Below are 13,870 nucleotides of genomic sequence, written 5' to 3' on the forward strand. Positions count from 1 at the left end.
TTTCTCTATTTTAGACAAAAGAACCTAAAACAGATGTAAAATATGGAACAATTTTTGCATTATTTTTCAATAGATGAATATTATAGACAAGAAGACAGAAAGTTAAAAGCAAACGAGCCGTTTTATCTAGCTCATTATACCTTTTATCATAAAGAAGACGGCGGCACTCAGTACTGCTGCTGCAGGAACCGTGATGATCCAGGCGGCAATGATTTTTTTAACCGCATCTCTTTTTACGTACTTGATCTTTTTAGCACCTTTGTACTCTTTTTTCTCCATTTTAACCTGCTCCTCTTTTTCGTCGATGCTTTTGAAGAGTTCTACGATTCTTTCATAGTCCTGCTGGTTTTTATTTTGGAGTTTGTCAAGCTTTTTCAGCTCTTCGCGCATCTCATCAAGCGCTTTTTTATCGGATTTGAACTTTTCTCTGACGCTCTCTAAAAATTTGGATTCGCCGCGGTCGAGATATTCTCTTAAGAACCCGACACCAAAAACACCGCCGACGGCTATATGCGTGGATGAAACGGGAAGACCCAGCTGAGAAGCGACGATCACTGTCAGTGCAGCCGCCATAGCGATACTGAATGCTCTCATCTGGTCAAGCTCTGTTATCTCATGTCCGACGGTTTTGATAAGCTTTGGCCCGTAAAGCGCAAGACCTATGACTATACCGATAGCACCCACGCTCATAACCCAAAACGGAATACCCACGGCTTTTTTGATCGCGCCTCCCATGACGGCATCGTTGATCGCCGCCAAAGGTCCGATGGCGTTTGCCACGTCGTTCGCGCCGTGTGCAAAACTAAGAAGAGCCGCCGCAAAGATGAGAGGGATTGTAAAGAGCGTGTTTACGCCCGTTCTGTTTTTTTCCACTTTGTCCGCGGCTTTGACGATAAGCGGTTTGACAACAAAAAACATTATGATCGAAGATACGACGCCTATACCAAGTGCAGTAATAAAGTTCACTTTTATAAGATGTTTGACGCCTTTTAGCATCAAGTAAGTGACAAAGGCCATCGCCATGACTGAGATAAGAAGAGGCACCACCTTTTTTGCGCTTTGTATCATATCTTCTTTATAAACGATATTTTTCTTTATATAAAACAGGAACAGAGCGGCGATGATCCCTCCCAAAATAGGAGATATTATCCAACTGGCGACGATACTTCCCATCGTACCCCATGAGACTATCTTAAATCCCGCAGCAGCTATCCCCGCACCCATAACACCGCCGACTATCGAGTGGGTCGTAGAGACCGGTGCACCCAGATACGTCGCAAGGTTCAGCCACAAAGCACCGCTTAAAAGCGCTGCGCTCATCGCCCAAATAAAGATATCCGGATTAGCGATCAGATCGGGATCGATTATCCCTTTTTGTATCGTTTTTACAACGTCGCCGCCCGCTATAAAAGAACCGCTCGCTTCAAAGATAGCCGCAATGACAATGGCGCCCATCATCGTGAGCGCTTTTGAGCCTACCGCAGGTCCCACGTTGTTTGCAACGTCATTAGCACCGATGTTCATAGCCATATATGCGCCAAATACCGCACCGATAACTAAAAATGGATTATCATGATTCCCGCTGTGTGAAAAAGTTGTCCAAAAAAACACTAACGCTATAAATAAAAATGCAAGTGCGAGTCTTGCATAACCGCTCGGTTGTGTCTGAACAGTGACCTTTTCCATACTTCTGATAGTTTTAATATCCATTTTTTCTCTGCCCCAATTTTATAATAATCGCAGATTATATATAAAGTGCCGTGAAAAACAGATTAAAGAAGGAAATATAACTATCTTTTACTCGACGAACCCCAGTTCACCGCCGATCCTTGCAAAAAGAAGCAGGCTTCCTACATCTAAAGCGCGGTCGGCTATCTTTTCACTTTTTCTCAAAGCGCTGAGTATCTTGGTAAATTTACCGAAATCCTCGATATTTGGAGCCTGTTTGAAGATGTTGTCCTGCAGAAGTTCGTACAGATCGTCCGTCTTGCTTTCGGAGATAAGAACTTTATTGAAAAGCTCCTGCGTTTCGTCGGTACATGTGGTTTTTATCATGTTCACTACCGCCGTCAGACACTCTACGGTCGATTTTTGCATAGGCACCGCGAACTCTTTTACCGTAGTCTCGTCAAGCTCTTTGCAGTAATTGCTAAGTCCCGATATAAAGCTTCTCGTATTTGAAGAAGCACGCAGAAGTTCATTCGTGATCTTAAAAAACGAGACGATGAGACGCAGATCTCTTGCTTCTGGAGAGTATAACGCCAGTATCTTGACAATGGTGTTGTCCAGCTCAATCGTTTTTGAGCTCATGTTTTTTAAGCTCTCCTTGGCTTTACTCAAGATATCTTTATCGCACTCCTGCAATCCCGTAAGAATCGCCATGTTGGCTTCCAAGATGTTTTCGGCAATTGTAGCGATCTTTTCGTTTATATCATCTAACTGGTTGCTGTAAGTCTTTAACATTATCCGAATCTCCCCGTAATATAATCTTCTGTTTTTTTCTCTTTAGGATTTAAAAATATTTTCTCCGTCTCGCCGTATTCTATCAGGTCGCCGAGATACATGAATGCGGTATAGTCGCTTATGCGGCTTGCCTGCTGCATATTATGCGTGACTATGGCAATGCTGACATCTTTTTTAAGTTCTACGATCAGCTCTTCGATAGCTGCTGTAGAGATGGGGTCAAGCGCGGACGTCGGCTCGTCAAACAGCAGAAGTTCGGGTTTGAGCGCGACCGCTCTTGCTATACACAGACGCTGCTGCTGACCGCCGGAAAGTCCCATTGCGCTTTTGTTCAGACGGTCGCTCACCTCGCCGAAAAGCGCACTGCCTTTTAAAGCTGCCTCTACTCTGTCGGCAAGTTCAGTTTTATTTTTGATCCCCGCGATACGCAGACCGTAGGCGACGTTGTCGAATATGCTCATAGGAAACGGCGTCGGTTTTTGAAAGATCATCCCGACACGCTGGCGCAAAGCGATGAATTCGTTCTCTTTTTTAATGTTAAGAATATTTTCCATCTCACCCGTTGCTTCGTTTAGCAGCATAAGCCTGCCCTCGTAATCGTTACCGGGATAAAGGTCATGGATTCTGTTTAAAGATCTTAACAGCGTGGATTTTCCGCATCCGCTTGGACCGATCAGCGCGGTTATAGAGTTTTTCATTATCGGAAGATTGATACCGTTTAGTGATCTTGTCTGCGCCGAAGCGTATGTAAAACTAAAATCTTCTATACTCATTATTGGCATAAATATTATCCTTTGTGTCTTGTAATATATCTTCCGATAAGGTTTATAAATAAAACTAACATCGTAAGTATGAATGATGCAGCCCAAGCCAGATCACGGCTAGCCTGCGTCGGATCGTTTGCTAGATTATAAATACTTACCGTAAGCGATGGATAAGATTCCGTAAGATCCAGGCTGAAATAGTTACTTGTTTCGCTTGTAAAAAGAAGCGGCGCGGTCTCACCGATGATTCTCGCAAAAGCAAGAAGCAGACCTGTCATGATCCCTACTTTTGCGGCTTTTATGATGATATCCAGGATCACGCGGTATTTGCTGGCACCCAAGGCTATCCCTGCTTCACGCAGTTCTCTGGGAACGAGAGAAAGCATATTGTCCGTCGTGTTGATGACTATGGGAATCATCATGATCGCAAGAGCGATACTTCCGGCAAAGCCGCTTGTTCCGCCTGTTGGAGCAACTACTACGGCATATACGAAAGCACCGATAACGATGGAGGGAGCACTCATCATGATATCGCTGAGATCCCGTATAAGTCTGACAAATTTGCCTCGTCCGTACTCTTGAATATATATACCTGCAAGCATTCCGATAGGGATACCTATGAGTGAAGCCAGCCCCGCTATGATAAACTGTCCGATGATCAGATTTCTCAGTCCTTTGTCTATCAAATCTTTAAAAAACAGTGAAAGATGAAAAGAGGAAAGTCCTTTCATAATCAGCGTTATAAGAATCCATCCTAAAAACGCCAGACCGATTAATGCAGAAATCGTGGATAATAACAAAACGATCTTATTTATTGTCAAACGCATCAATCAGCCTTTCTTAAAAAGTAAAATTTTGCAACCGATATAACCACAAAACTTATGATAAAAAGTAAAAATGCAAGATAAAAAAGCGATGAAAGCGTAAGACCCGTTGCTTCGCCGAAGTTATTTGCCATAGCGACAGGAATCGATATTGTCGGGTCGCTAAGTTTTTTGGGCATCATAAATACAGAACCGATCAAAAACGCCACGGCCATCGTCTCGCCCAAAGCACGTCCTAAAGCCAAAATTATGGAACCGATGATACCTTTTTTGGAGTATGGAAAGATCACGTCTTTGATAACTTCGAATTTCGTGGCACCTAGAGCGTAGGCCGATTCTTTGAGTACGTCCGGCGTCGTTCTCATACTGTCTCTGGTGATGGCTGCCATAAACGGAAGTATCATAACGCCAAGTACGAGCCCCGCCGTTAAAAGGGAAACCTGATATCCCCCTACTACTTTTTGTATGATGGGAGCAAAATAAAAAAGTCCCCACATCCCGAATATGATACTAGGAATGGCAGCAAGAAGTTCAATGGCGATTCCGACTACATATGAAAGGTTTTTTGGAGCAATTTCTGCCAAAAAAACCGCAATTCCCATAGCGATGGGCAAAGCAAAGACCATAGCGATCAAGGTAGAGAGCAGAGTCCCCACTATCGGGATCCAGCCGCCAAAGACCGTTTTGGTCAGCGGTTCATCCTCATCCTCGTATGCCGCAAGAATATCGTCTTCGTCGCTAGAAGCTTTTACCTCTTTTTTTATCGGTTTTGCATCGTTTGCCAAGCTTGATACGCTGTTTTCTATAGGAACCTCTTTATCCCATGCCGATTCTGTCACGAATCCTAGCCCGTACTCGTCGATAGAAGGCTTGGCGGAGTTGAACAGACTGATAAATATAGATACCAGCAGCACCAATACGAAAGTAGCACTTATGAGTGAGAGGTTCTTAAAGATTTTTTCCATACATATACCGATATTTCATAAATTCTAAAAAATGCAATGTATGCACTTTTAAAAATCTATCACTATTATTTGAAATGAAATTATAAACTAGTTAAGATACAAGCTTTATTAAACGAGGAGTTTTTTTACAACTTGAACCGAAGTTCAAGCTGTTCTTTGAAAAGAAAAGGTCTTAGTTGATACCTTTTTCCGCCCAGTATTTTCTGATCTTGTTTGTTAATGCATCCGGAAGCGGAACATACCCTAGGTCGCTCGCAAGAGATTGACCGTTTTTGAAAGACCAGTCGTAAAATGCAGTGACTTTTTTATCCATATCCGCTTTTTCTTTCGGTAAAAGAATGAACGTAGCAGCTACGATCGGATAAGCGCCTTTTCCTTTAGGATCTGCGATTACAGCATAAAAATCTTTTCTAGGATCAAGACTTGCTTTTGCCGCCGCTGCTTGGAATGCTTTTAGTTCAGGAGCTATGAACTCACCAACTTTGTTTTGAACGACAGCCATTTGAAGATTGTTGTTTTTAGCATCTGCATAATCAACATAACCTATAGAGTACGGAGTTTGTTTGATAAGTGCAGCTACACCAGTGTTTCCTTTACCGCCGACATGGTGGTCACCCGGCCAGTTAAGAGCTTTTTTAGCACCGTAAGTTTCTTTCCACTTGTTTGATATCTTGCTTAGGTAGTAAGTAAAGTTAAACGTAGTTCCAGAACCGTCTGCACGGTGAACGAAAGTGATTTTTTCGTGTGGAAGCTTTACGCCATGGTTTGCAGCAGTAATAGTTTTGTTATCCCAGTATTTGATCTCACCAAGAGCTATTCCTGAAATAGCCGCACGACTTAATCTCAATTTAGGAGTGTTTGGCATATTGTAACTCATAGTGATTGCACCGACGACACCCGGGAACTGGTACAGTTTGTCTTTTGCAAGTTTGTTTGGATTTAAAGGCGCATCTGAACCTGCAAAATCAACAGTTCTGGCTTCTGCATCTTTTATACCTGCAGAACTACCTTTTCCGATATAATCGATCTCGGTTCCAGTCGCTTTATGATAAGCACCTATCCATGCCTGATAAACACTGTATGGGAAAGTAGCTCCGCTACCTTTTAGATCTGCAGCAGATACTGAACTAGTTGTAACCATTAACGCAGCTAATGGTGCTAATAACGCAAGTTTTTTCATTTGATGTTACCTTTGTTTAATTTTGATAGCGGTATCTTAAACTGTTTTGATTACAAGTTGATTACAAAGAGAGTAAATGATATAGTTAGAGTAAAAAATCAGGAGTTCCTATGGATGAAGCATCTGCTGTAGGTGAAAATATTATACTTTTTTTGGTAATACTGGGCATTGTCGGTATAATACTCACTAGAAAAAAAGACAAATAAGGTGACAACAGTGAAACAAAGTCAGATAGATAAAAACTGGTTTATTGTATTTAGCGTAATGTTCATATTCGGCATCGTCTGGGCTATGATCGGTGACAGCAGTGCAAAAATAGTATTTGCGGCTCTTTCGTTCGGGCTTTTCCTGCATTCGGGTATAAAAATGGAGCTAAACGCGCGTCATGCGGCTCATAGTGAGGGTGCACACCACTAAGGACATCTTCTTCTAATGATCTTCGTTCCTAACTTTTGGTTGGGAACATCTATCTAATGTACTCTGCCACTAACTCTTTTATACGCTTGTATATCTTCTCAAAATCGGTCGAATAGACTCTCGTATTTGCGATCGATGTAATAAAATTGGTATCTCTTTGCCATCTTGGAACAAGATGCATATGGATATGCTCGGCTATTCCCGCTCCCCCGCTCTCGCCAAGATTCATCCCTATATTTACGCCTTGGGCATTAAATCCCTCTTTTAAAAGTCTTACCGATTTTTGAGCCAGATCACTCATATGCAGCCATGTTTCGCCGGGCAGGTCTTCGAGTTTGTCCGTATGAAGATGGGGAATGATCATAAAGTGCCCCGGAGTGTAAGGATATTTGTTCATGACCATGAAGCAGTGCTCATCGCGGTGCAGAACATGCAGATCGGCATCATTTCGTTCATGCTCGCTTATATGGCAGAACACGCAGCCTTCTATGCGTTTGCCGCTGATATATTCGCTTCTCCATGGCGCATAGATTATATCTTTCAAAAAAACTCCTTTTCTACTAAGTTATTTCTGAGTAAAATAACCAAATGGATTTAACAACTTCTCTTTTAGCTTTGACAATTATAGCCGTTTTTGTTTTTGATTTCACAAACGGCTTCCATGACGCTGCAGATATGGTGGCGACAGCCATCGCCTCGCGCGCGATGAAAAGCAGCGTCGCCATTTTCATAGTAAGCCTCTTTACGTTTTTGGGACCACTTTTGGCGGGCCTTGCCGTTGCGGACACTATCGGGACATTTGTAGATATCTCGCATACCGACATCAAGGACGCCCAGTCGCTCGTCATCGCCGCACTTTTTGCCGCCATCACCTACAACATAACCACTTGGAAGTTCGGTCTTCCCTCCTCTTCTTCCAACTCGCTCGCAGGCGGACTTGTAGGAGCCGGCTTGTTCATGGTCGACAGCGACAGGATAAACTGGGGGATCGACTCTTTGCAAAACGGTCATCTCGAGGGCGTCATGAAAGTCGTGACGGGGCTTTTTGCATCTCCTTTTTTAGGCTTTATAGTAGGATTTATGATGATGAAGCTTATATTTTTGATTTTTAAAAGGTTTACGATCAAGATAAGAGCACTGTTTGTGGTATCGCAATACTTCAGTGTTGCCTGGCTCGGTTTTTCCCATGGTGCCAACGATGCGCAAAAAGGAATGGCCATAATCGGTATGATGCTGCTGGCATCCGGCGATACGACACATTTTTTCATCCCTTTATGGGTCGTTTTACTTTGTACGACCGCCATTACGCTCGGGACGGTGTTTGGAGGATGGAACATCATAAAAACACTTGGTTTTGAACTCTACCGCATCCGTGTCATCCACTCCGTGGCAAATCAGATGAGCGCAGCAGCCGTCAATACGATAGCGACCGCCATTGGAGCGCCGACCTCGACGACACAGGTGGTGACAGCTACGCTGCTGGGCAACGGCGCGGCGGAAAAGCCCTCTCATGTCGGCTGGAAAAAAGCCTCGCAGATAATTGCCGGATGGTTCGTGAACGTTCCCGTCTCAATGTCGCTGGGCGCACTTTACGCATATATCTTAACCCATATTCTAGGAGCTTTTTCATGATCGGATCTTTCATAAAAAAATACATTTTGCCAAAAGAGGTCGATTTTGTCGCGTCACTGCAGGAACACTCGGCGATCATACACGACATAATCTCGGATCTGCACCGATGTTTTGTAGATATGGATGCAAAAAGCTGCAGCGCCATCTTGCAAGACGAGCATAAAGCGCAGGAGATACGTGAAAAAAATATGAACGAACTTTTAAATGCGTTTATCACTCCCATAGACAGAGAATCCATATACCGTATCATCTCCCAGCTCGACTGGATCGCGGTGAGCATTAAACATTTTGTACTTGAAGCAAAAGCCTACGATACCCCGCCCTCGAACAATGAATACATAGAGCTTATAAAACATATAAAAGAGCAGTCCAACATGCTGAATCTTGGATTTACAAACCTGAGGACTGAAAAGCCTTTCGTGGTCGCTTCAAACGCACAAAGCGTAAGAGACGGATACGAAGAGCTTGTCGAAGTATACATACAAAAGATGGCGGAACTTTCAAAAAGCAATGACATGAAACGCATATTTACGCAAAGAGAACTGCTCAGTCAGCTCAAAGAGATCGCCAAACGGCTGCAGATCTGCGCAAACTCTTTAGAAGATATCGTCATCAAGATGAGCTGATGCTATAAGAACGCAAACACCAGATCAGGGAAAAATATCACGATACAAAGAGCCGCCAGCTGCAAAAGGATGAAGGGGATGATCCCCTTATATATCTGCAGCGTCGTTATATCTTTTGACGCGCCTTTTAAAAAGAAAAGTGCAAGCCCAAACGGAGGCGTCAAAAACGATGCCTGAAGGTTAAGCGCTATCAAAACGGCAAACCAGATCGGATCTATGCCAAACGCATTCATAATCGGAACGAGAATGGGCACAATAATGAAAGATATCTCGATAAAATCGATAAAGAAGCCGAGAATGAACACGGCGAACATAGATACGGCGATAAATACCCAAACATTGCCGATATCGTTGCTGAAAAAATCCAGGATCATATCCGTTCCGCCGAGCTCGTTAAAGACGAGACTAAAAGCCGTAGCACCGAAAAGTATCATAAAGATCATACCTGTCAGCTTTACCGTCTCTAAAGAAGCGTACTTTATCATCTGAGCGTCAAGCGAACGGTTCACGTAGCTTAAAAGCAGCGCACCCATCACCCCAAATGCAGCCGATTCTGTCGGTGAAGCGATACCCGCAAAGATGGAACCAAGAACACTCACCATCAAAAGCAAAGGCGGAAACAAGGAAAAAAGAAGCTCTTTTGGCGAAACTTTTTCATCCGCTTCGTAAACGGGAGCGACTTCGGGCTTGATATAGGAGATAAAGAGGATATACGCCACATAAAGTCCCACAAGCACAAGCCCGGGAAGTACGGCTGCTTTAAAAAGATCTCCTACGCTCACACTCATCACATCACCCAAGATGATAAGTATGATGGAGGGCGGAATGATCTGCCCGAGCGTTCCGCTTGCCGCTACAGTTCCAGCGGCCAGACTTTTATCATACCCCGCTTTTAGCATCAAAGGCAGAGCGATGACGCTCATCATCACCACCGATGCGCTGACGATTCCGGTAGACGCGGCAAGCATAGCACCCACAAGTACCACACTTACACCAAGTCCGCCTCTAACACCACGGAAAAGAAGGCTCATAGAACTAAGCAGTTTCTCTGCCATCATCGACTTTTCTAAGATAAGTCCCATCGCAATGAAAAGAGGAACTGCCATAAGAGTCATATTGTTCATAATCCCGTAGATGCGAAACGGAAGGATGTCAAACACTTCAAAGCCCAGCGTAGGGATAAATGCCGCAAAAACGATAGCGACCGTACCGAAAACAAATGCGACGGGTATACCCAAAAGAAGCAAAACAAGTACGACGGCAAACATCAAAAGCGCTATCATCTGCTTAGTTCCTCTTTACACACAAGCACCTCTTTGACAGCCTGCATGATCAAAAAGATAAAACCAAGAGGCATAAGCGATTTGACGATAAAACGGTATGGAAGCCCGCCGGGATCGGATGAACCTTCCATCTGCAAGAAACTCAGCTCCACAAAATGAAGCCCCTCGTAAACGATCAAAACGGAAAAAGGGATAACGAACAAAAGCGCGGCGATCAGATTGATGATCGTCTTTGTTCTATGGGAAAAGGAGTTATAAAAGATATCGACTCTGACATGCGCACTTTTTTTAAGGGTGTACGCGATGGAAAAAAGCATGATAAGATCGAAAAGATGCCATTCAAGTTCCTGCAACGCCGTAGAGCCTTCGGAAAACATATATCTTGCCGTTGCATCATAGACGATCAAAAGCACGAGCAGCGAAAGTACGAATGCTGCAAAATAGCCTATGTAGAGCGTAAACTTATCTATCTTTTTTATCATCGGTTTCTCTTATATAAAATTCGGTGCGTCGTTGGCAAACAGGATGATGTCGCCCGCTTTGGTCTGTGAGCCCAAAAGTTCCTGAAGCTTCATCTTGTCTTTTAATATTATCTTATTGTCGACATCAAGATGTTTGTCGAACAATTTTGCATTGAGAGAACTTGTGACTATGACGATGTCAAAAACTTTGTTTACCGCTTCGATAAACTTCAAGTTGAGCTCGTCGCTGCTCTCGATGAGTCCCGGTGTTATTATAACCTTTCTGCCCTGATGCAAAGAGCAAAGACGCACTGCTTCAAGCATTCCGTCAATGTTGCCGTTGTAGCCGTCGTCAAGGATGATCTTTCCGCCCGCGTCTATGCGCTGGAGTCTATGCTCTACGGGTTGCAGATTTTCTACGGCTTTGACTATCTCCTGGGTACTTAGACCAAGATGCATAGCCACAAGTACTGCCGCATCGATATTGATGGTCTGAAACTCACCGAGTATCTTTGTATGAAGGTTTAAATTTTTCTCATTTGGAGTGTGCAGGACAAATGATGTTCCATCCAGCGTAGCTTCCACGTTTGAGATGTTTTCTCCAAAAAATGTCACTTTTTCATGTGCCTCGTCCGTTACGGAGTTATGGATGAAAGCTTTTTGAAGTCTCGGAGATTTCATGATCTGCAGTTTTGTGATGATAATGTTTTTCATCGTCTTAAAATACTCCAGATGCTGCGGACCGACCTTGCCTACCACTACCGTCTGAGGTTCCAAAAACTCCGAGATCACACGGATATCGTCCATCTCTCTTGCCCCTGCTTCGCATACATAGACTTCCGTATCGACCGGTAGAGATTCGTTTATATCTCTTACGATCCCGCCGATCGTGTTTACACTTCTTGGAGTCGCGTATACCTTGTATTTTTCCGCCAAAATGCTCGCAGTAAAATTTTTTATACTGGTCTTCCCGTAGCTTCCCGTAATACAGACTATCTGTAGTTTCTCGAGTGATTTGAGCTTATTTTTGGCTTCTTTTTTATACGCGGCGAACAAAAACTTTTCAATAAGCGTAGAGCCGATGTATGCCACGGCCAAAGGCATCAAGACGCCGTAAACCTCGCATCCGTGTTTAAGCGTACAAAGAATATCCTGAAACAGCGTCAGCGAGACCAAAAGGATCAAAAACCTCTTGACTCTCCATGTAAGAACAAGCTTTTTATCAAGACCTCTATGCCACATAAAGATGGACGGCAAAACGGCAAAATAGAAAAATATCGCAAAAAATTTATCCGTTGCATAGTAGGCGACAAAAGGGATGATGAAATATACCAGATGCCACCAAGTCTTATGGTGATTGAGCACTACTCTTTGGATCTTGTAGTCGTACCACTGCAGATTTGTTATAAGATACCAGCCAAGTGCCGTCACAAAAAGGACATTTGTTACAAACATGACCAAAACCGTATAATCCATACTATCTCTCCAATCTTTTTATAAATGTGTCTTCTATAAGCGCTGATATAGATTTTGCATTTTGCGTAAAAAAGTAGTGATCGCCGGGGTAGACCACAAGTTTTGAATCTTTCATCAGCGCATCTATCTTTTGTCCGCTGCTAAGCGGCGTAGCCGTATCGTTTTCTCCCCAGCAGAGAAGCGCTTTTGATTTCGATTCTCTAAACTGAACGGAAAAATCCTCGTTCACCACGTTTTTAAAAGTCTCGTACATATGCGAGCTCAGCGATTTTGCGTCTTCGGCCACAAAATATTTCCTTATCTTTGAAAAGCCGAAAACTTTTAGCATTTTGAACAAAGCGATCTTTGTTCTCACTTTCAGGCTTTTCTTCGTATATATACCGGCGCTTGAAAGCAATACCAAAACGTCAGGTTCGAGCAAAACTGCTACCTTGCCGCCGAACGAATGTCCTACTATGATGTCTTTAGATGCATTTATATGCACCATTAAAAGTTCTACGATGCGCGCATAATCCGATGTCTTTAAAGCCGTGTTACATGTGGAGTTCCCAAAACCGGGAAGATCTATATAGATATGACGGAATCCCTTCAAATAGGGAGAAAAAGCCTGTTTCATGATATTTTTATTCGAACCCCATCCATGCAGAACTATCACATCCGCCTTTGCATCGGGATTTATGATCTCGTAGCTGATATCAAAAGTATATCTATCGTATTGGATCGATTTGACCGCCACTTACTTGCCTTTTGCACTTGAGATCGAGTGAATATACTGATAGCTTACCTTTGCCCTGTTAGCTTGAGGCAGCGAGTTCAACAGTCTGCCTATGGTCGTTGAAAAATCATCAAAAAGATAGTTTGCCATAGAACCCGGAATGGGATTTATCTCATTAAGATAGATCTCATCTTCGATCACAAAAAAATCACACCTGATAAGTGCACCTTCAAAAAGATTCGTATATATCTTTGCAAAGGTGCTTTGGAGTTCTGCAACCAGTTTGTCGTCTATCTCGGCGGACGATACCGTAGCCGATCGCGAAAAGTCCATATACTTTTTCTCAAAATCCAAAAATTCATTTTTCTGAGGCTCTTCGACGATGGAAAATTTGATCTTGCCTTCTACCATACAGCCTGCAAGGTTGTACTCCTTTACGCCCGTTATGAACGGTTCTATGATGACGTTCTCGTCAAACTCGAAAGCAACGTCAAGCGCATAATCCAGCTCTTTTTCCTCTTTGACCACGCTTACTCCGATACTGCTTCCAAGACGTGCCGGTTTGATGATAAAAGGATAGGCGATATCCACTTTACGCTCGTCGTTTTTACTGAGCGTGCGGTATGCCACGCTTTTAACGCCCAGAGCATCGCAGAGATATTTTGTATAGCGCTTGTCAAAACTGAACACGCAGGCAGAAGTACGGGGACCGATGAACGGTATAGAGTAAAAATCTAGCAGGGAAGCTATGACGCCGTCCTCTCCGTCGGCTCCATGAACGAGATTTAAAACCTTTGTTCCTACAAGCTCTTTTGAAAAAAGCGATTTTTTGACGAATCCGCCGTTCTCAAGGGTAAGAGAAGGCATCTTTTTGTATTCGCCTTTTGAGAAAGTGACCGCTTTCATGCGTGAGGGTTCTATGAGATAAAACGTATGATCCTGATCGCAAAATATAAACTCCAACTCAAATCCGACCAACTTCTCTTTCACCGTAACAGCGCTTACGATACTTATCTCATGTTCAAAACTTGCTCCGCCGAATAATATAGCTAACTTCAATCTTT

At 43.3% G+C, this 13,870-nt stretch carries 15 protein-coding genes; 3 read left to right on the forward strand and 12 right to left on the reverse strand.

The window, feature by feature from the left end; genetic code table 11:
- Window positions 1-126: 126 nt before the first annotated feature.
- The 6 genes from WCY03_RS06485 to pstS all read right to left on the reverse strand — a co-directional run bounded on the left by WCY03_RS06485 (window position 127) and on the right by pstS (window position 6,157).
- Entirely contained in the window at window positions 127-1,710 is a 1,584-nt protein-coding gene (locus tag WCY03_RS06485) for an inorganic phosphate transporter (RefSeq protein WP_345991318.1), read from the reverse strand.
- 87 nt (window positions 1,711-1,797) lie between these two features.
- Window positions 1,798-2,463: a PhoU family transcriptional regulator gene (locus tag WCY03_RS06490; protein ID WP_345991320.1), complete on the reverse strand. Its 666-nt coding sequence runs from the start codon at window positions 2,461-2,463 to the stop codon at window positions 1,798-1,800.
- Entirely contained in the window at window positions 2,463-3,245 is a 783-nt protein-coding gene (gene pstB, locus WCY03_RS06495) for a phosphate ABC transporter ATP-binding protein PstB (protein ID WP_345991322.1), read from the reverse strand. Before pstB ends, WCY03_RS06490 begins: the two co-directional genes overlap by 1 nt.
- A 5-nt stretch (window positions 3,246-3,250) precedes the next feature.
- Complete coding sequence (pstA, locus tag WCY03_RS06500; protein WP_345991324.1) at window positions 3,251-4,054, reverse strand: phosphate ABC transporter permease PstA; 804 nt, start codon at window positions 4,052-4,054, stop codon at window positions 3,251-3,253.
- The gene (gene pstC / locus WCY03_RS06505) at window positions 4,054-5,016 is read right to left on the reverse strand and encodes a phosphate ABC transporter permease subunit PstC (protein WP_345991326.1); all 963 of its coding nucleotides are present in this window, start codon (window positions 5,014-5,016) and stop codon (window positions 4,054-4,056) included. The genes pstA and pstC overlap by 1 nt, the downstream gene beginning before the upstream one ends.
- A gap of 172 nt (window positions 5,017-5,188) precedes the next feature.
- Complete coding sequence (gene pstS, locus WCY03_RS06510) at window positions 5,189-6,157, reverse strand: phosphate ABC transporter substrate-binding protein PstS (protein WP_345991328.1); 969 nt, start codon at window positions 6,155-6,157, stop codon at window positions 5,189-5,191.
- Between the two features lie 255 nt (window positions 6,158-6,412).
- Between pstS and WCY03_RS06515 the strand changes: the two genes are divergently transcribed.
- Complete coding sequence (locus tag WCY03_RS06515) at window positions 6,413-6,613, forward strand: hypothetical protein (RefSeq protein ID WP_345991331.1); 201 nt, start codon at window positions 6,413-6,415, stop codon at window positions 6,611-6,613.
- Between the two features lie 49 nt (window positions 6,614-6,662).
- Here the strand turns inward: WCY03_RS06515 and WCY03_RS06520 are convergent, their stop codons facing one another.
- Window positions 6,663-7,157, reverse strand: a complete 495-nt coding sequence (locus tag WCY03_RS06520) for an HIT domain-containing protein (protein WP_345991333.1) — start codon at window positions 7,155-7,157, stop codon at window positions 6,663-6,665.
- Window positions 7,158-7,201: 44 nt separating this feature from the next.
- Between WCY03_RS06520 and WCY03_RS06525 the strand changes: the two genes are divergently transcribed.
- Entirely contained in the window at window positions 7,202-8,245 is a 1,044-nt protein-coding gene (locus WCY03_RS06525) for an inorganic phosphate transporter (RefSeq protein ID WP_345991335.1), read from the forward strand.
- Complete coding sequence (locus tag WCY03_RS06530) at window positions 8,242-8,871, forward strand: DUF47 family protein (protein ID WP_345991337.1); 630 nt, start codon at window positions 8,242-8,244, stop codon at window positions 8,869-8,871. The genes WCY03_RS06525 and WCY03_RS06530 overlap by 4 nt, the downstream gene beginning before the upstream one ends.
- Window positions 8,872-8,873: 2 nt before the next feature.
- Here the strand turns inward: WCY03_RS06530 and WCY03_RS06535 are convergent, their stop codons facing one another.
- The 5 genes from WCY03_RS06535 to WCY03_RS06555 are packed head-to-tail and all read right to left on the reverse strand — an operon-like array spanning window position 8,874 to window position 13,865.
- Window positions 8,874-10,154 carry a TRAP transporter large permease subunit gene (locus tag WCY03_RS06535; RefSeq protein WP_345991339.1) on the reverse strand — a complete coding sequence of 427 codons (1,281 nt, stop codon included), beginning with the start codon at window positions 10,152-10,154 and terminating at the stop codon, window positions 8,874-8,876.
- Window positions 10,151-10,636: a TRAP transporter small permease subunit gene (locus WCY03_RS06540; RefSeq protein ID WP_345991341.1), complete on the reverse strand. Its 486-nt coding sequence runs from the start codon at window positions 10,634-10,636 to the stop codon at window positions 10,151-10,153. The genes WCY03_RS06535 and WCY03_RS06540 overlap by 4 nt, the downstream gene beginning before the upstream one ends.
- Window positions 10,637-10,645: 9 nt before the next feature.
- Window positions 10,646-12,091 carry a UDP-N-acetylmuramoyl-tripeptide--D-alanyl-D-alanine ligase gene (murF, locus tag WCY03_RS06545; protein WP_345991343.1) on the reverse strand — a complete coding sequence of 482 codons (1,446 nt, stop codon included), beginning with the start codon at window positions 12,089-12,091 and terminating at the stop codon, window positions 10,646-10,648.
- 1 nt (window position 12,092) lies between these two features.
- Window positions 12,093-12,827, reverse strand: a complete 735-nt coding sequence (locus tag WCY03_RS06550; protein ID WP_345991345.1) for an alpha/beta hydrolase — start codon at window positions 12,825-12,827, stop codon at window positions 12,093-12,095.
- Window positions 12,828-13,865, reverse strand: coding sequence for a D-alanine--D-alanine ligase (locus WCY03_RS06555; RefSeq protein ID WP_345991348.1), 1,038 nt, complete (start codon window positions 13,863-13,865; stop codon window positions 12,828-12,830).
- Window positions 13,866-13,870 lie beyond the last annotated feature (5 nt).

It is taken from the genome of Sulfurimonas sp. HSL-1716 (assembly GCF_039645975.1).
Taxonomy (GTDB): Bacteria; Campylobacterota; Campylobacteria; order Campylobacterales; family Sulfurimonadaceae; genus Hydrocurvibacter; species Hydrocurvibacter sulfurireducens.

Bases quoted from the DNA above. Each gene is read 5' to 3' on its own strand.
- WCY03_RS06485 (WP_345991318.1), bottom strand. From the start codon at position 1,710: ATGGATATTAAAACTATCAGAAGTATGGAAAAGGTCACTGTTCAGACA.
- WCY03_RS06490 (WP_345991320.1), bottom strand. From the start codon at position 2,463: ATGTTAAAGACTTACAGCAACCAGTTAGATGATATAAACGAAAAGATC.
- pstB (WP_345991322.1), bottom strand. From the start codon at position 3,245: ATGCCAATAATGAGTATAGAAGATTTTAGTTTTACATACGCTTCGGCG.
- pstA (WP_345991324.1), bottom strand. From the start codon at position 4,054: ATGCGTTTGACAATAAATAAGATCGTTTTGTTATTATCCACGATTTCT.
- pstC (WP_345991326.1), bottom strand. From the start codon at position 5,016: ATGGAAAAAATCTTTAAGAACCTCTCACTCATAAGTGCTACTTTCGTA.
- pstS (WP_345991328.1), bottom strand. From the start codon at position 6,157: ATGGTTACAACTAGTTCAGTATCTGCTGCAGATCTAAAAGGTAGCGGA.
- WCY03_RS06525 (WP_345991335.1), top strand. From the start codon at position 7,202: ATGGATTTAACAACTTCTCTTTTAGCTTTGACAATTATAGCCGTTTTT.
- WCY03_RS06530 (WP_345991337.1), top strand. From the start codon at position 8,242: ATGATCGGATCTTTCATAAAAAAATACATTTTGCCAAAAGAGGTCGAT.
- WCY03_RS06535 (WP_345991339.1), bottom strand. From the start codon at position 10,154: ATGATAGCGCTTTTGATGTTTGCCGTCGTACTTGTTTTGCTTCTTTTG.
- WCY03_RS06540 (WP_345991341.1), bottom strand. From the start codon at position 10,636: ATGATAAAAAAGATAGATAAGTTTACGCTCTACATAGGCTATTTTGCA.
- murF (WP_345991343.1), bottom strand. From the start codon at position 12,091: ATGGATTATACGGTTTTGGTCATGTTTGTAACAAATGTCCTTTTTGTG.